Origin of the sequence: Paucibacter sp. KCTC 42545, assembly GCF_001477625.1 — a bacterium.
In the GTDB taxonomy this organism is placed as follows: Bacteria; Pseudomonadota; Gammaproteobacteria; order Burkholderiales; family Burkholderiaceae_C; genus Paucibacter_A.
In genome coordinates this window covers 703764-720162 of record NZ_CP013692.1, presented here as the reverse complement: position 1 = coordinate 720162, position 16399 = coordinate 703764, and the positions used below count along the sequence as shown (strand labels likewise).

The following is a 16399-nucleotide window of genomic DNA, read 5'->3' as shown; positions in this document are numbered from 1 at the left end:
TGAGGCGCTAGTCGCCGCGATCCGCGCCCGCCGCCACAGATAGCAGTCGCGCGAACAAGTCCGCCGCCAAGCTGCCCTCGTCTTCGCTCAGTCGCTGCAGGGCGGCTGGCTGCTGGCCTGCTTCACGCAGCAAGAGGTCAACATGCAGCCAGTCGGTGTCCCGGCCGCCCACTGCCACCACGCGGTGCAACAAGCCAAGCTGGGCCAGCTGTTTGATCTCAAAGCCGGTGCCGGCACGATGCTTGGTCATGCCGCGCAGATCGAGCACGATGGCAGCGCTGCACTGCATCAGCTGCACCACGGTGGCCTGCCAGGCGGTGTTGAAGCAGAACACCTCGTTGATGCGATAACGGCCTTCTTTGTCGGGCTGGGTGAGCAAGCGGGCCTGCAGATCCGCACGGCTGATGCCGGTCGGCAGAAAGAGCTCGTGCAAACGGTTGGCCAGGAACTTCATCAGCTCGTAGGGGTCGACATTCATGGCCACCATGTCCGGCCCGCCGATCTGATGCACCGCCCCCACAAAACGCCAGCGTCCCTGCAACAAGTCCAGCAAATCATGCCGGCGGCTGTCTGAAGAAAACACCCGCAGCATCAAAAGCTGCGGCCCGTGGCCGGCGTCGGGCTCGGGCCCCAGGGCCAGGGCATAGCTGGCGATGGTGCCGCCCAGCCAAACCAGCAGCAAGGCGGAGCCACTGCCTGGGCTGGGGCTGAATTCGGTGGCATAAGCGGCGCTCAGGATAGCCGCCCAGACCACCAGGGTGTAGAGGCTGATCAGCGAGACCTCGCTGAGCCATCCCCGCTCCAGCACGCGCACCACCAAAGCCAAAGCCGCAAAGCCCGCCCAAGTCCCCAACAGCATCAACAGGCTGTTAGACAAAGCCCCCAGCAACTGCTGCCCAGTGCCCGCCTGCGGGCTGGCCAAATCGGCCCAGCATGAGCCCAGCTGCGACTGCAGCAGAACGAGCGCTGCGCCCGCGACGCACAGGCCACTGAGCACAATGATGAAGAGCGGCAAGACCTGACCCCGCAGGCTGCGATGCAGGCTCACAAAATACATGGCCCCGACGAGCAGGCCGACCAACAGCGCCTCACTGCTCGAAGTCTCTTGTGCCTCGGCCGCATTGGCGGGCCAAGCTGCCCAGCACACCAAGGCCGCCAAAGCACAGCTGCTCAGCCCCAAGCCCGGCAGCCGCCAGCGCCGGCCGGCAGGCCAATTGACTTGCACTGCGCCCAGGCCCACTAAGGCCGCCAAGGCACTGAAGCCCAGCGCATCCGACAGCGGCGACCCGCCGCGCCCGAACAAGAGAAAAAGCCCAGGCAAAGCCACCCAAGCGGCCCAGGCGGCCAGCGAGGCCCGCTGAATGCGGCGCTCGCGCTGCATGGCCAGCGCCGCCAGACCTGCGGCATCCAGCGCCCCGCTGCGCGGCGCGGGGGCTGGCTCAGGCTCGGGCGGAGATGCTGCTTGAGCGGGCACATCGGCCCGCGCCACGCCAAGCTGATTCAGCCCCATCAGGCGGCTGACTTTCTGGCGGTAGCGGCGGCGCATCAAGGGCGCCATCAACACCGCAGTGAGCAGCGCGAAGAAGAGGCCGCCAATCGCCAGTTCCATCAAGGATGTATCCAGCATCCGCTCAGAGGCCGGCAAGGGTGAGCAGGCCGAAAAAATCATGACCCACCCTCCTCCTGCGCCACCTTGACCCAGTCATGGCGATCCAGATACCAGCGATAGCAGCGGCTGGTCAGCGCGCCGATCAACAGCGCTTGCAGCAACCAGAGCAGACCCGCCACCTCAACGGGCCAGATCGACTGGGCCAACAGCACCGTCGCCGTGGGCAGCAAGACGGCGAGCAGCACGACCCAGGCCTTGAAGCCATGAAGCAGCAGCCACAGCGGCAGCATGAAGGCGGCCACCCAGGAATAGCCACTCTCATGCAGCGCGGTGCGGCCGCTGGGATGTCGGTACAGACTCAACTTGCTCAATCCGCCCTCCCCTGCCTCAATGGCGCGGCCCTGCCGCGCGGGCGCTTACACGTCCAGGTCCAACTCTTGAATCTTGCGGGTGATGGTGTTGCGGCCGATGCCCAACTTTTGTGCGGCCTCGATGCGGCGGCCGCGCGTCACATCAAGCGCCGTGAGGATGAGGCTAGCCTCGAAGCGGCGCGTCAGCAAGTCCCAAACGTCCGGTTCACCCGCGCTGAGCAGGCGGCGAGCCTCGCGCGCCATTTCGGCCACCCAGGCATCGGGCCCGGCACCGAAGCTGGGCAAGAGATTGGCGCCAGGCACCAAGCCGGGGCCTGGTCCCGCCAAGGCAGTGGCGCCAGCGCCAGCAGCGGCCAGGCCTTCAGACTCGGCGTTAGGACCCATCGAGCCGGCGGCTCGCGGCTGCAGGCCATCGCCGGCCAGCAACTCGGGCGGCAGGTCCTTGGCTTCAATCATCTGGCTGGGCGCCATCACGCTCAACCAATGGCAGATGTTTTCCAGCTGGCGCACATTGCCGGGGTAGCTGAACTCGCTCAGGCGCGCCAGCGCGGCTTCGCTCAGGCGCTTGGGCTCCACGCCCAGCTCGGTGGCGCTGCGCTGCAGGAAGAAGCGCGCCAGCACGGGTACGTCTTCGCTGCGCTCACGCAAGGCGGGCAGGCGCAGGCGGATGACGTTGAGGCGGTGGAACAAGTCTTCACGGAACACGCCTTGGCGCACCCGTTCTTCCAGGTTCTGGTGGGTAGCGGCGATGACGCGCACATTGGCTCGCATGGGGCTGTGGCCGCCGACGCGGTAGAACTGGCCGTCAGACAAGACGCGCAACAAGCGGGTTTGCAGGTCCAGCGGCATATCGCCGATTTCATCCAGGAACAAGGTGCCACCATCGGCCTGCTCGAAGCGGCCGCGCCGGCTGGCCTGCGCGCCGGTAAAGGCACCGCGCTCATGACCGAACAGCTCGGACTCCAGCAAATCCTTGGGAATCGCCGCGGTGTTGATGGCCACGAAAGGCCCATCCGCGCGCGGGCTGTGTTTGTGCAGGGCACGCGCCACCAGCTCTTTGCCGGAGCCGGACTCGCCGGTGATCATCACCGTGACATTGCTCTGGCTAAGCCGGCCGATGGCGCGGAACACGTCCTGCATCGCCGGCGCCTGGCCTAGCATTTCGGGCAACTGGGCGGCGGCCTCTTCGGCCACGGCTTCGCGCTGGCTTTCTTCTTGCGCGCGGCGGATCAGCTCCACCGCACGCGGCAGGTCAAAGGGCTTGGGCAGGTATTCAAACGCGCCGCCCTGGAAAGCGGACACGGCGCTGTCCAGATCGGAGTAGGCGGTCATGATGATGACCGGCAGCAGCGGCAGCTTGGCCTTGACCTTGGCCAGCAGGTCGAGGCCTGAGCCGCCAGGCATGCGGATGTCGGACACCAGCACTTGCGGGCTGTCTTGCTCCAGGGCGGCCAGCAAGTCGCGGGCATTGCTGAAGGTGCGCACCGGCAGGCCCTCGCGGCTCAGCGCCTTCTCAAGCACGAAGCGGATGGAGTGGTCGTCGTCAACAACCCAGATGGATTTCATGCGGTGTGTTCCCTGTGCGGATCAAAGCAGATCGGGTTGGATCAAGGCAATGGCAATGTCATTCGAAAATCGGTCCGGCCCGCCTCGCTTTCGCAGTCCAACATGCCCTGGTGTTGTTGGGCAATGGTCTGCGCCAGCGTGAGGCCGAGGCCGGAGCCGCCTTCGCGCCCCGACACCAGGGGGAAGAAGATGCGATCCCGAATCTCGGCCGGTATGCCAGGGCCGTTGTCCTCCACATGCAATTCCAATGCCAAGCGCCAACGCTGCTTGCCGATGGTGACCTGACGAGCCACCCGGGTGCGCAAAAAGATGCAGGCGTCCCCCGCTTGAATGCGCGCTTGCAAGGCTTGCGCCGCGTTCTGCACGATATTGAGCACCGCTTGAATCAGCTGCTCGCGGTCCCCGCGGAAGTCGGGCAGCGAGGTGTCGTAATCGCGTTGTACCTTGAGGCCGCGCGGGTACTCGACCAGGATCAGCGAGCGCACCCGCTCGCAGACCTCATGGATATTCACATCACCCACCACCTGCGCATGGCGGTGCGGCGCGAGCAAGCGGTCCACCAGGGACTGCAGACGATCCACCTCGTGGATGATGACTTGGGTGTACTCCTGCAACTCGGGCTGCAAGTCCATGGCCAGCAGCTGCGCTGCGCCGCGGATGCCGCCCAGCGGGTTCTTGATCTCATGCGCCAAATTGCGGGTCAGCTCCTTGGTGGCTTGCACCTGGTCGAAGCTGCGCTCTTCGCGCTCTTGGCGGTTTTGCTGGGCGTTCTCGATCAGCTCGACCAGGATCAAATCGTCAAACTCGGTTTGCGACACGATCACATGGACCGGCAGATCTTCCACCGTGAAGCCAGGGCCACTGGGCCGCGTGCCGCGGCGCAGCACGGCGTCAAAGCGGCTGCTGGAGTAGCTGTTACGGGCCAAGCCCTGCACGGCATCGCGCAGGCGGCTGGCGTCAACAAACCAGTCGTACAACTGGCTGCGCTGTACCGCACGGCGCGATAAGCGCATGGCGTTCTCAAACGCGGCATTGGCGAACAAGCATTCGCCGTCGGGCTGCACCACCGCCACCATGGTGGCCAGGGTGTCAAAAGCTTCGAAATTAGGGCTGTGGGTCATGGGGAGGTGGCCGGCCCAAAGGTCAAACTCAGGGCAGCTTGCTGATCTCTCGTTTCAGGGCCTGAACATCACTCTCTTGCCGGCTGACATTGGCCTTGAGCTCAAGCATGCGATCCAGGTAGCGCTGGTAATTGCGCTCGTCACCGCGCCGCTCGGAGTTGCTGGCCAATTCGCGCTGGGCAGCGGCCAAGCGTTCTTCGGCTTCGCGCAACTCGGTCTCCAGCACGCGGCGGCGTTCGCCGTCGCGGCTGCGCTGCTGGCCGGGCTCGACGCGCTGCGCTTCAGAACCGGCACTGGCGGCACTCGGCGCCGCAGCGCTGCCGCTGCTGGCGGGCCGGGGCTTGCTCGTCTGCATCACCGTGATGGGCGTGCCTTCGATGGTGCGGCAACCCTGCGCCGCCGCCTCCTTGGCCGAAAGCGCGTCGGTGTAAAGCACGGGTGGGCCGGGGCAGCGGTAAACCGGTGCACCCGACTGAGCCTGCACATGGGCGGCAGCAGCCACCAAGACGGTGGCCAGACAATTCTGCAAAGCGGATCGAATCAGCATGGCGCGATTGTGGACCAAGTTACTTGGCGGCAATGCGACAAAGACAGGCACAAAAAAGGGCAACCGAAGTTGCCCCCTTGTTCAGCTCAGGCGAGCCGCACGCGGTTTACAGCGTGTAGTACATGTCGAACTCGACCGGATGCGTGGTCATGCGCATGCGCGTGACTTCTTGCATCTTCAGTTCGATGTAGGCGTCGATGTAGCTGTCGGTGAACACGCCACCCTTGGTCAGGAAGGCACGGTCCTTGTCCAGATACTCCAGCGCTTGTTCCAGGCTGTGGCAAACGGTAGGCACCAGCGCGTCTTCTTCCGGCGGCAAGTGGTACAGATCCTTGGTGGCGGCTTCGCCCGGATGGATCTTGTTTTCCACGCCGTCCAAACCAGCCATCAGCAGGGCCGAGAAGCCCAGGTAGGGGTTCATCAGTGGATCGGGGAAGCGTGCCTCGATGCGGCGACCCTTGGGGTTGGCCACGAAGGGGATACGGATCGATGCCGAGCGGTTGCGGGCCGAGTAAGCCAGCTTGACCGGGGCTTCGTAGCCAGGCACCAGACGCTTGTACGAGTTCGTACCGGGATTGGTGATGGCGTTCAGTGCACGAGCGTGCTTGATGATGCCGCCAATGTAGTACAGGGCGAACTCGCTCAGGCCACCGTAGCCGTCGCCGGCGAACAGGTTCTTGCCGTCCTTCCAGACCGACTGGTGCACGTGCATGCCGGAACCGTTGTCACCAACGATGGGCTTGGGCATGAAAGTGGCAGTCTTGCCGTAGGCGTGGGCCACGTTCTGGATCACGTACTTTTGCAGCTGTGTCCAGTCAGCGCGCTCAACCAGCGAGCTGAAACGGGTGCCGATTTCCATTTGGCCGGCATTCGCCACTTCGTGGTGATGCACTTCAACCGGGATGCCCAGTTGTTCCAGGATCAGGCTCATTTCCGAGCGCATGTCTTGGCCCGAATCAACCGGAGGCACGGGGAAGTAACCACCCTTGACGCTCGGGCGATAGCCGGAGTTGCCGTGGTCGTATTCCTTGCCGGTGTTCCAGGCAGCTTCTTCGGAGTCGATCTTGACGAAGCAGCCGGACATGTCGACGTTCCAGCGGATCGAGTCGAACACGAAGAATTCGGGCTCAGGACCGAAGAAGGCGGTGTCGCCCAGGCCAGAGGCCTTCAGATAGGCTTCGGCGCGCTTGGCCAGCGAACGTGGGTCACGCTCGTAAGCCTTGCCATCGCTGGGCTCGACCACGTCGCAGCTCATGATCAGCGTCGGCTCTTCGAAGAAGGGGTCGATATTGGCCGTGTTGGGATCGGGCATCAACAGCATGTCGGAGGCTTCAATGCCCTTCCAACCGGCAATCGATGAGCCGTCAAACGCGTGGCCAGAGACGAATTTGTCTTCGTCGAAATGCGACACGGGCACAGACACATGCTGCTCCTTGCCACGGGTATCGGTGAAGCGGAAGTCAACAAACTTGACTTCGTTTTCCTTCACCATCTTCATCACGTCGGCGACGGTCTTGGCCATCAATAGCTCCTAGCGGGTAAATCTTGGGTGGGACTCAAAGAAATTGTTCGACAGGCACGTCGGTCAACATGCGCCGTGCTGTGTATTAAGCAGTTTGCGTGCCAGCACGGTGCATGGCCTTGCGACCGGGCGCCCAGCGGAATTATGCGGGGATTGCCGGGGCTTGCTAGCGCTTTGGCAAAAACAAACTCCCACGGCAGCCCTGTTTTGGTGCCAATCGATTTGGCTCATCGCACCATTTCAGTGCTGATGATGGCACCAAAATCGAGCACGCCTGTTTTCAGTGCGGCGTAGGCGGCCTCCATCTGCTCGGGCGCACCCTTCACGCCCAGCTCGATATGGCGGCCCCATTGCGGATGATCGACGCTGGGCAGGCTGAAAACCTTGATGCCAGCGAACTGCGCTTCCACCGCTTCCATCAGCGGCGTTAGCGAAGCTTCCATGGCGCCCTGCACGATCAGCGAGCGCTCTTGCAGCCCCACCGTGCGGTGCAGATCGGCATGCCGCTCATCCAGCACCCAGGCCATCATCGGATGCGCCATCACCGGGAAGCCGGGCACGAAGTAGACCGTGCCGACCGAGAAGCCGGGAATCTTGTTGAAGGGGTTGGGGATGATTTCGGCACCGGCTGGGAACACGCCCATCTGCAGGCGGCGCAGCGTGTCGCCCGCTTCAGGGTCAGGGCTTGCCTGACCCTGCTCTTGCGCCATTTGCGTGATGCGCTGCCAGATCAGTTCCTTGGCCTCGGGATGTAAGACCAGCTCGGCCCCCAGGGCAGCGGCGGCCGATTGGCGGGTGTGATCGTCCGGCGTGGCGCCGATACCGCCGCAGCTGATGACGAGATCGCCGCTGGCAAAGGCTTGGCGCAAATGCTCGGTGATCTGCGCCGGGTCGTCGGCCAGGTATTTGGCCCAATCCAGCTGCATGCCGCGAGCGGCCAACAGTTGGATGAAAGTGCTCATATGCTTGTCTTGGCGCTTGCCCGACAAGATCTCGTCGCCAATGATGATCAGGCCAACTTTCATGGGGTTTGCTCCTGCGCTTGAATCACGGACAGCTGCTCCGCCTCAATCACCGGCCCGCCCTGCCCACCCTGTACGCCCTGCCCCCGTGACATGCGCAGCTCCTGCAAGGCATTGAGCGCATAGTGGATGAACCACAGGGTGGAGAAGGCAAACACCAGGGTGTAGAGCCAGATCGACACCAGCACCAGCAGCGGCGCCAGCGCCACCGCCATCACGCCAAAAGCCCAGATGGCGGCGGGTGCTGCGCCCAAGAAACCGGTCACCAAGCCCAGGGTCATCATCGGCACCTTGTGGGCGCGCATCAGCTGCCGGCATTCCTGCGCCGAGGCATGCTCGGCCAGGGCATCAAAAGCAAACACCTTGTAGCTGAGCCAGCCGAAGATCAACGGCGGCACGATCAGGGCCAAGGGCGGAATCAGCCAGAAGGGCAGACTCACCAGCAAGGCGAACAGCGCCAGCACCGAATGCACCAGCGACCAAGCCAGCGACTTCCAGAAGGTGCCGCCCTGTTTTTTCTCCAGCATGGGGAAACGCCGCTCGGCCACCAGCTTGATCAAGGTGGGCGTCATCATCAACGCCACCAGCAGCAGGCTCAGCACCACAATCACCGGCAAGGCAAAAGCCAAGACCAGCAAGGGCGCCAACGCGCTGCGCAGACCGCTGGCGCCGACACTGTCGAGCCAACCCAGCAAGGAGTTGATCAGCTGCCAGGACTCCAGCGTGCTGCGCATGCCGGTCACCGCGTCTGCCCAGAAAAAATAGCCCAAGCCGAGGGCCAGCGTAGCCGACAGCAGCAGCGGCAAAAACGACATGGCGATCACCCGCGGATGCAGGCAATAGGCCGCCGCACGCCAGAAGGCGTCGGCAAGCTGACTCATGGACTTGACCATTGCTTGACTTCTCTCATTCAGCCGTTCAACTGGCGCCAAACAGGCGCCGCAAACCCAACCATTGCTGGGCCCAGAATCCGCGCCCGTAGTCCCGCCCGCCCTCTTCCGGCAATTGGTCGCGCACGCCGGTGGCATCCCATTGCAGTTTGAAGTCGCCAGTGCGGAAGATCACATCCCAAAACGCGAACAGCACGCTGAAATTGTGCCCGCCCAGCGTGCCGCGGCCGCCCGACTCATGGCCGATGCCGATGGAGTGATGGCGGCGATGAAAACGCGGGCTGACCACCACACGCTCCAGCACCGGCCCGAACCACAAGCGCACATTGGCGTGCTGCAGGTTTTCCATCAACTGCGAGAAGGCCACCAAGGCGATGAACTGACCCGGCTCCACCCCAATCAGGCGGGCCAGCAGCACAAAAGCGGCATCGCGGATCACATCGTCCAGAAGATGGTTGCGGTTATCGGTCCACATGCTCATCTCGCGCTGGCTGTGGTGCAGGCTGTGCAGCGCCCACCACCAATTCCACTGATGTTGGGCACGGTGCAGCCAGTAATTGACGCAGTCAAACACCAGCAGATAGAGGCAAAAACTCAGCAAGGGTTGGTCGGTGACGCCGGGCCACAGCGCGTCGAGCTGGAAGCTCGGCACACCCACCATGCGCATCTGGCCAGCCAGATAGTCCCACATCGGATCGATGCTGAAGAACATCGCCAAACGGAACAGGCCCAAGCGATGAATCAAGGTGTAGATCACATCCACCCGCTTGGCGGCGCGGTCGGTCTGCGCCTCCACCGGGCGCCAGCGCTCCAGGCCGCGAATGGCGGTCAGCATCACCGCAATTTGCAGCAAGCCCACCAGCAACCAGCCGGTCGCAGCAAAAGCGTCTTCCAGCAGATTGCCGCCGCCCAGATTGAACACCAGCGGCTGCACCACGGTTTCAAACAGCCAGAGCTGGCCCTGGGCAAAAAGATCAGTCAAGAATTCCATCATCGTCAGGGTTTGCTGGCGACGGCCTTGCCCTCGCTACGCTTGGCTTCCAGGCTGGCAAACAAGGGCGCGTAACGCGGGTGTTCACGCAGGGGCGCGAAGCACATGCCCTTGTCCTTGAGCCCTTGCATCAAAGGCTCAAGCACGGCAGGCGCCCAGGGGTCTTGGCGCGACCAGATGCCCAGATGCGCCATCAAGATATCGCCAGGCTTGATGTCACGCAGGGCGCGCTCCAGCAACTGGGCATTGGGGTGGCTTTGGCTGGACAACTCATCGCCCAGAAAGCCCGCCGCGCTCCAGCCCACATGGGTGTAGCCGCAGGCCTTGGTGGCGGCCAGCAGCGCGGGCGAACTCTTGCCGGCGGGGGCGCGGAACAGCGGGCCCATTTTCTTGCCGGTCATCTCGGTGAAGCGCTGGGCCACCTTGTCCAGGCTTTCGCAATACTGCTGCGCAGTGAGCTCAACGATCTGCGGCTTTTGCACCCCGGCGGCGCGGCGCATCTTGAAGCGGCCGTCGGGCAAGTCTTCTAGCCAGGTGTCGTGATCCCAGGTGTGGGGGCCAAAGTCATGGCCTTGTGTGGCCAGGTTCTTCCACCACGGCGCCCACTGCGCGTCCAGGGTCTGGCCGCCGGTTTGGGTGGGCTCATTGGCAAGGAAAAAGGTGGCCTTGGCATCGAAGCGTTTGAGCGTGTCCGCGATCAGCGGGGCCACGCCCATATGGCCGGTATCAAAGGTCAGGTAGACCGGCTTGTCGCAGGACGGGGCGGCCTGCAAGGTCGTGCCGACCAGCGTCAGAGCCATGGCAAGGGCTGTGGGCCTGGCGAAGCGCCCTGACAAAGACTCACACAGGGAAGCAAGCATCACTGGCGCGGCATGTGATCCAGCGTCCACACGCCATGCGGCGATTTGCCGACCTTGACCTGCTGGATCACCTTCTTGCTGACGGTGTCGATCTTGGTCAGCTTGCCGGCCCAGCGCGAGGTCACCAGCAGAGTCTTGCCGTCGCCCAGCACTTCCATATCGTCCGGGCCATTCGGGCCGGGGAACTGATCGACCACCGCAAAGCTCTGCAGATCGATCTTGCTGATGGTGTTGCCGGCGCGGTTGCTGACCAGCACATGACGCTTGTCACCCCAAGCGCGGAAGGAGTGGGCGCCATTGCCGGTGGAGATGCGCTTGACCAATTTGGGCGCGCTGCCGCTGACGTCGTAGACCTCCACTTCCTTGGCGCCGGTCAGCGCTACCAGGATGTGTTTGTCGTCAGGGCTCAGGAAGATGTCCGCCGGCATGGGGCCGACCTTGGTCTTCCAGCGCGGCGCCTGGGTGGCCAGGTCAACCGCCAGCAACTCATCGCTGTCTTGCAGGCTGACGTAGAGCACGGTGCTCTTGCTGTCGATGAACAAATGGCTGGGCGTCTTGGGCGCGGGAATGCGCTTGACCAGTTGGAAGGGCTTGGCCGTGTCGGCAGGCACCCAGCGGTACAGATTGACATGGTCCAGGCGGTTGGCGGCGGTGACAAACCACTTCATGTCCGGCGAGAAGCGCAGGTGGTAGGGGTCGGCAATGCCGTTGACCACGCGCTGCACCTCGGCCGTGGCCGGGTCGATGAAGGTCAGCGAATCACCCAGGGCATTGGCCACCACCAGGGATTTTTCATCCGGCGTGAGGTAGAGGTGATGCGGCTCTTTGCCGGTGGGAATGCGTTTGATCTGGGTGAAGCTGACCGGGTCAATCACGCTGATGTCGGCGTCCAGCGAATTCAGCACAAAGATGGGTTTGCTGACGGGCCCCGCCGGCGGGGCAGCCAGGGCGCTGGTCGCGGTCAGGAAACTCAGGGCCAAGCTGGCAAGAACACGCGGCCGGAACAAAAAAGACATCGATCAACCTCTGGCAAAAATGGGCGCTGCTACCCGTGTAGCAAGGCCCGCCAGTGTAGTTGCCCCGTCGGCGACACACCTTGCCGAGGGTCAAGGGCCGGTGCGCCCTGCGGCTCAGTCTTCGTCGCCGCCCAGCAAACCGCCGAGCAGGCCGCCGGCGGCCACGCCGCCGAGCAACGAACCTTCCTCACGGCTGCCGCCGCGCTGCGGTGCGGCAGCAAAAATACGCGACGCCAGGCGCGAGAAGGGCAGGCTTTGCAGCCAGATCTCGCCGGGGCCGGTCATCTTGGCCAGGAACAAGCCCTCGCCACCGAACAGCGCCGTCTTGATCTTGCCCACGTACTGGATCTCGAAATTGACATTGGGCGTGTAGGCCACCACGCAGCCGGTGTCCACCAGCACGGTTTCACCCGGCTGCAGGCTGCGCCGCACCACGGTGCCGCCGGCGTGCACAAAGGCCAGTCCGTCGCCGTCGAGCTTTTGCATGATGAAGCCCTCGCCGCCGAAGAAGCCCACCCCCAGCTTTTGCTGCAAGGCAATGCCCAGCGACACGCCACGTGCGGCGCACAAGAAGGCGTCTTTCTGGCAGATCAGCGTGCCGCCGAGTTGGCGCAGGTCCATTGGCAAAATCTTGCCGGGGTAAGGTGCAGCGAAGGCCACCTTGGCCTTGCCGTGGCCCTGATTGGTGTAGATGGTGGTGAACAGCGATTCGCCCGTCACCAGGCGTTTGCCCGCGCTCAGCAGCTTGCCGAAGAAGCCGCCCTGGGCCGCCGCACCGTCACCAAACACGGTGTCCATGCTGATCGCCGAGTCCATATACATCATGCTGCCGGCCTCGCCGATGGCGGCCTCGCCGGGGTCGAGCTCGACCTCGACGAACTGCATCTCGGCACCCTTGATTTCAAAATCAACGACATCCATGGCCATGCTTCTAACTCCTGTTCTGAAAAGCGCGGCGCCATCTTAACGAGGGCTACCTATACTGGGTCCATGACAGGACATTCGCCCGTGCCAGCGCCAGCGCCCGTACCCGCGCTCACACCAGCACCCTCTCCCGGCCCATCTCCCAGCCCCGCGCCAGCCGCCTCGCTCAAACCGGGCGACAGCTATGTGCAGTCCTTCGCGCGCGGCCTCTCCGTGATTCGCGCTTTCAATGCCGAGGCACCGCGCCAAACGCTCACCGAGGTGGCCAAGCGTTGCGAGCTGACCCGGGCCGGCGCCCGGCGCATTTTGCTAACGCTGGAAACGCTTGGCTACGTGAGTTGCGATGGCCGGCTGTTCGCGCTCACGCCCAAGATCCTCGACCTCGGCTTCGCCTATTTGTCGACCCAGCCGCTCTGGCATTTCGCCGAACCGGTGATGCAAAGCCTGGCCAGCGAGCTGGGCGAAAGCGTTTCCGCCGCGGTGCTGGAAGGCAATGACATCGTCTACGTGCTGCGTGTGCCGGCACGCAAAATCATGAGCATCAACCTGGGCCTGGGCAGCCGCTTGCCGGCCTGGTGCACCTCGATGGGCCGGGTCTTGCTGGCAGGGCTGGAGCCCGCCGCGCTGGAGCAATACCTGGAACGCCTGCGCCAGCAGCCCCTGGCCCGCCACACCGTGCGCACGGTCACCAACGAGGCCGATTTGCGCCTGCGCATCCATCAGGTGCGCGAACAGGGTTGGTGCTTGCTGAATCAGGAGCTGGAGGAAGGCCTGGTCTCGCTGGCCGCGCCCATCGTTGATCGCAACGGCCAGGTGCTGGCGGCGCTCAATATCGGCGCCCAGGTGAACCGGCGCCCGCCGGAGGCGCTGCTCGACACCTGCTTGCCCAAGCTGCTGGACGCGGCGCGGCAGATCTCGCGCTTGCTCGAACTCAAACGCTGAGCCGCTGCGGTGCCACGCAGGGCATGACGATTTCAAACGCCGCGCCGCCACCCGGCGGGCTGCTCACCGCGATATTGCCGCCCAGCATCGAGCGCACGATGTTGTAGCAAATATGCAGGCCCAGGCCACTGCCGCCCTGCCCCAGGCGCGTGGTGAAAAAGGGGTCAAAGACCCGCTCCAGATGCTGGGCCGGGATGCCCACCCCGTCGTCCGAAAAGCGCAGGCACACCAGGGCGAGGCCGGCATCGGTTTCGGCCGGCACGGCGCTGAGGCGAATCACCCCGTCAAGGCGCTCCCGCAGGCCGTGCACCAGGCTGTTGATGATCAGATTGCTAATCACCTGACCCAGCGGGCCGGGATAGCTGTCCATCTGCAAGCCGGCGGGCACGTCGATCTCCATGCGGTGGCCGGCCAAATTGACCCGCTGACGCAGGGTCAGCGCCACTTCGGCGCATACCTTGGCGAGATCGAATTGGCGGCGCTGGTCCGAGGTTTGGTCCACGGCCAATTGCTTGAAGCTGCTCACCAGCTCCGCAGCCTTTTCGATATTGCGGGAGAGCAAGCCGGCAGAGTCACCCAGGGAATGGGCGTACTGCGTCAACTCCGAGCGCCGCAAGGCACCCGCTTCGAGCTGGCGCAGCAGATGCAGGCTGCTGTCACGCAAGGTGCTGGCCACCAGCAAGCTATTGCCGATGGGCGTGTTGAGCTCATGCGCAATGCCGGCCACCAGGGCGCCCAGCGAAGCCAGCTTCTCATGGTGAATCAGCTCGTCCTGCGTTTGCTTCAAGCGATTCAGCGCCAGGTCGGCGCGCCGCTGGGCGCTGGCGGCCTGGGCGTAAGCGGCGGCATTGTCCAGCGCGATGGCGCCGTAGGCGCAAAGCGCGCGGAAGATGGCCAGCTCTCGTTCACCGTAGGCATCGCGCTGCGGCGACTGAATCGTCATCACTCCGATCAGGCGCTCACCCGCGAGCAAGGGGCCGTAGAGCAAGCTCCAGGTCTCCAAAGTGCCGGGCCAGACTTCCGGCACCTCATCGAGACCATCGGGCGCCAGATTCAACACGATCTCGGCGCGCTCGCGCGCACAGCGGGCAACGACGCGCTCGGGGTCGTTCAAGGCCAGTCGGTCGGGCTCCAGCGCCTGCCCATTCTCAACGCCAACAGCCATCGCCAACTCAGCACTGGGCTCGTCCATCAGATAGATCACGAAGCAGGCCGCATCAAGCAATTCGTTGACATGCTGGCGCAGGGCAGCCAGCACCGCCTGCGTGTCCAGGCTGGCGGTGATCTCACGCCCGATGGCGCCCAGGCTTTCCAGCACACCGATCGAGGCCTGCAGCGCCGCCGCCGCTTGGCGATGATGAGCCGCCTCGGCCCGCGCGCTGTCAAGCTGATGCTGGATCTGCAAGGCCAGGCTGCGTCGCTCCAGCGCCGCGGTATGGGTCTTGGTGTGCGCCTCTTGCGCCGCCAGGGCGCTGGCGTAGGCGGCCTCATAGTCACCGCAGGCCGCATGGGCCTTGGCCAGCTGGCGATGCAAGTCGGCCGGCGTGGCATAACCCTGAATGCCCTGGCCTAAGCGCTGGGCCTGCTGCAAAAACGCCAACGCAGCCGGCCCATCCGAGGCCTGCGCCAACAAAGACAAAGCCCTGATCTGCCCAACGCTATCCCCTTGCGCGCACGCTTGCTGCAGGGCTTTGTTGGCACAGGCTTGCGCCTCCTCGATCAGCCCCAGGCCCAGATAGCTGGCGGCTTGCCCCCGCCATGCGAATTCCAGCATGTCCGCGGCCATGCTGGCCTGTGCATGAACTTCCAAGGCCTGAAAGCGCGGCAGCGCCTCGGCCGGCTCGCCACAGTCCAGCGCCAGCAAGCCCAGGACATTGAGCACGGTGCTGAAGGGCCGGGAGCCACTCAAGCAAGCCAGCTGAGCTTCACTTTCCAGCAAGAAGCTACGCGCCTCATCAAAACGCCCGAGCAAGCGCAAGACATCACCCAGCTTGCTCAAAGCGGTGCCCAGGCTCGCCGGCCAGGCGTGGCGACGGGCCAGTTGCAAGGCCCGCTCATGCCACTCCAGCCCATGCTCAAAATCACCCAGCCGGACAAAGGTATCAGCCACGTTATTGGCCATGATGGAGGCGAGGCGCGCCTGACCGAAGCCCTGCGCCAAGGTGTGCGCCTGCATGAAATGTTGGATGGCACTGCCCAGATCGTTGGTCATCGCCTCAACGAGGCCGCGGGCCACCGCCACGAACAAGCCCAACTCGGGCGGCAGCGCCTGCTCGCTAGCGGCCGGGAATTGCCGGCGCAAGGCCTCGGCCGCAGCGGCCAAATCACTGAAAGCCAGTGCGCGAATCTGCCGCGCTTGCACCTGGCCCACGCGCAGGCCGTCGCCGCCCGCTTGGTAGGCGGCCTGGGCTTCATCCAGCGCGCTCATGGCCGCCTGGCCTTGGCCTAGATCGTCCAAGACCGCGGCATCCAGCCAGCTGCAATCGCCGCGGCCGATGTCATCGCCCACAGCAAGAAAACGCGCATCGGCTTCGCGCAGCGCCAGACTCGCGCCCTGCAGATCGGCCGCCAGCCAACGAAGTTCCGCACGCAGGAGCAGCAGGCGTGCGCCCAAGCACTGGCGCAGCACGGCCGGTAAGGTCTCGTCTGCCAGCAGGGCAAGCTCAGCCATGTCGGCTTGGGCCAGGGCGGCCTCACCATCGCGCTGGCGCAGATGCCAGGCCAGGCTCACGCTCGCAGTCACACCCACCTCGCCAGCCAATGAGGCCCGCTGCTGCAGCACGGCGAGTTCCTCGCTGGTGGCCAGTAGATTCATGAGTGTGAAAATTGACAGTTTCACTTTGATCATATCGGCGCGCACTGGCTTGCGGTGGGCTTGGCCTCCCTCAATTGCGGTTTATGTGAACAAAGCGTCACCTCAAGCGCCAGCGGCGCCGTTCGGCTTGCTGGCTGACCAGCCCCGGGCAAAGCATTTCGCGCATCAAGCGCATCAAATTGGCGGCAAAAAAAAAGAGTGCC

14 protein-coding genes are annotated in these 16399 nt (G+C 64.1%); 1 reads left to right on the top strand and 13 read right to left on the bottom strand.

Annotated features, from left to right (window positions below; all coding sequences use genetic code 11):
• Positions 1 to 7: 7 nt before the first annotated feature.
• The 12 genes from AT984_RS03115 to AT984_RS03060 all read right to left on the bottom strand — a co-directional run bounded on the left by AT984_RS03115 (position 8) and on the right by AT984_RS03060 (position 12442).
• A complete protein-coding gene (locus AT984_RS03115) occupies positions 8 to 1669 on the bottom strand; it encodes a hypothetical protein (RefSeq protein ID WP_058718860.1) in 1662 nt (553 codons plus the stop codon).
• Positions 1666 to 1980: a DUF2628 domain-containing protein gene (locus tag AT984_RS03110; protein ID WP_058718859.1), complete on the bottom strand. Its 315-nt coding sequence runs from the start codon at positions 1978 to 1980 to the stop codon at positions 1666 to 1668. The genes AT984_RS03115 and AT984_RS03110 overlap by 4 nt, the downstream gene beginning before the upstream one ends.
• 45 nt (positions 1981 to 2025) lie before the next feature.
• On the bottom strand, positions 2026 to 3546 hold the full coding sequence (gene ntrC / locus AT984_RS03105; protein WP_058718858.1) for a nitrogen regulation protein NR(I): 1521 nt from the start codon (positions 3544 to 3546) through the stop codon (positions 2026 to 2028).
• A gap of 41 nt (positions 3547 to 3587) precedes the next feature.
• The gene (gene glnL, locus AT984_RS03100) at positions 3588 to 4667 is read right to left on the bottom strand and encodes a nitrogen regulation protein NR(II) (RefSeq protein ID WP_058718857.1); all 1080 of its coding nucleotides are present in this window, start codon (positions 4665 to 4667) and stop codon (positions 3588 to 3590) included.
• Positions 4668 to 4695: 28 nt separating this feature from the next.
• Positions 4696 to 5214: a hypothetical protein gene (locus AT984_RS03095; RefSeq protein WP_058718856.1), complete on the bottom strand. Its 519-nt coding sequence runs from the start codon at positions 5212 to 5214 to the stop codon at positions 4696 to 4698.
• Positions 5215 to 5320: 106 nt separating this feature from the next.
• Positions 5321 to 6736: a type I glutamate--ammonia ligase gene (gene glnA, locus AT984_RS03090; protein ID WP_058718855.1), complete on the bottom strand. Its 1416-nt coding sequence runs from the start codon at positions 6734 to 6736 to the stop codon at positions 5321 to 5323.
• Positions 6737 to 6963: 227 nt separating this feature from the next.
• On the bottom strand, positions 6964 to 7761 hold the full coding sequence (locus AT984_RS03085) for a competence/damage-inducible protein A (RefSeq protein ID WP_058718854.1): 798 nt from the start codon (positions 7759 to 7761) through the stop codon (positions 6964 to 6966).
• Complete coding sequence (locus AT984_RS03080) at positions 7758 to 8639, bottom strand: EI24 domain-containing protein (RefSeq protein WP_082680289.1); 882 nt, start codon at positions 8637 to 8639, stop codon at positions 7758 to 7760. The genes AT984_RS03085 and AT984_RS03080 overlap by 4 nt, the downstream gene beginning before the upstream one ends.
• Positions 8640 to 8676: 37 nt before the next feature.
• A complete protein-coding gene (locus AT984_RS03075; RefSeq protein ID WP_197418230.1) occupies positions 8677 to 9639 on the bottom strand; it encodes a sterol desaturase family protein in 963 nt (320 codons plus the stop codon).
• A gap of 5 nt (positions 9640 to 9644) precedes the next feature.
• A complete protein-coding gene (locus AT984_RS03070; RefSeq protein ID WP_082679746.1) occupies positions 9645 to 10439 on the bottom strand; it encodes a polysaccharide deacetylase family protein in 795 nt (264 codons plus the stop codon).
• 59 nt (positions 10440 to 10498) lie between these two features.
• A complete protein-coding gene (locus AT984_RS03065; protein WP_058718851.1) occupies positions 10499 to 11515 on the bottom strand; it encodes a YVTN family beta-propeller repeat protein in 1017 nt (338 codons plus the stop codon).
• 114 nt (positions 11516 to 11629) lie between these two features.
• Entirely contained in the window at positions 11630 to 12442 is an 813-nt protein-coding gene (locus AT984_RS03060) for a TIGR00266 family protein (RefSeq protein ID WP_058718850.1), read from the bottom strand.
• Between the two features lie 63 nt (positions 12443 to 12505).
• Here AT984_RS03060 and AT984_RS03055 point away from each other — a divergent pair, with 63 nt between their 5' ends.
• Positions 12506 to 13381 carry an IclR family transcriptional regulator domain-containing protein gene (locus AT984_RS03055; protein WP_082679745.1) on the top strand — a complete coding sequence of 292 codons (876 nt, stop codon included), beginning with the start codon at positions 12506 to 12508 and terminating at the stop codon, positions 13379 to 13381.
• Here AT984_RS03055 and AT984_RS03050 read toward each other — a convergent pair.
• Entirely contained in the window at positions 13371 to 16196 is a 2826-nt protein-coding gene (locus AT984_RS03050) for an ATP-binding protein (RefSeq protein WP_197418229.1), read from the bottom strand. The genes AT984_RS03055 and AT984_RS03050 overlap by 11 nt on opposite strands.
• Between the last annotated feature and the right edge of the window lie 203 nt (positions 16197 to 16399).

Bases quoted from the DNA above. Each gene is read 5' to 3' on its own strand.
- AT984_RS03065 (WP_058718851.1), bottom strand. From the start codon at position 11,515: ATGTCTTTTTTGTTCCGGCCGCGTGTTCTTGCCAGCTTGGCCCTGAGT.
- glnA (WP_058718855.1), bottom strand. From the start codon at position 6,736: ATGGCCAAGACCGTCGCCGACGTGATGAAGATGGTGAAGGAAAACGAA.
- AT984_RS03075 (WP_197418230.1), bottom strand. From the start codon at position 9,639: ATGGAATTCTTGACTGATCTTTTTGCCCAGGGCCAGCTCTGGCTGTTT.
- glnL (WP_058718857.1), bottom strand. From the start codon at position 4,667: ATGACCCACAGCCCTAATTTCGAAGCTTTTGACACCCTGGCCACCATG.
- AT984_RS03070 (WP_082679746.1), bottom strand. From the start codon at position 10,439: ATGGCTCTGACGCTGGTCGGCACGACCTTGCAGGCCGCCCCGTCCTGC.
- AT984_RS03080 (WP_082680289.1), bottom strand. From the start codon at position 8,639: ATGAGTCAGCTTGCCGACGCCTTCTGGCGTGCGGCGGCCTATTGCCTG.
- AT984_RS03095 (WP_058718856.1), bottom strand. From the start codon at position 5,214: ATGCTGATTCGATCCGCTTTGCAGAATTGTCTGGCCACCGTCTTGGTG.
- AT984_RS03085 (WP_058718854.1), bottom strand. From the start codon at position 7,761: ATGAAAGTTGGCCTGATCATCATTGGCGACGAGATCTTGTCGGGCAAG.
- AT984_RS03115 (WP_058718860.1), bottom strand. From the start codon at position 1,669: ATGATTTTTTCGGCCTGCTCACCCTTGCCGGCCTCTGAGCGGATGCTG.
- AT984_RS03060 (WP_058718850.1), bottom strand. From the start codon at position 12,442: ATGGCCATGGATGTCGTTGATTTTGAAATCAAGGGTGCCGAGATGCAG.
- ntrC (WP_058718858.1), bottom strand. From the start codon at position 3,546: ATGAAATCCATCTGGGTTGTTGACGACGACCACTCCATCCGCTTCGTG.
- AT984_RS03050 (WP_197418229.1), bottom strand. From the start codon at position 16,196: ATGAATCTACTGGCCACCAGCGAGGAACTCGCCGTGCTGCAGCAGCGG.
- AT984_RS03055 (WP_082679745.1), top strand. From the start codon at position 12,506: ATGACAGGACATTCGCCCGTGCCAGCGCCAGCGCCCGTACCCGCGCTC.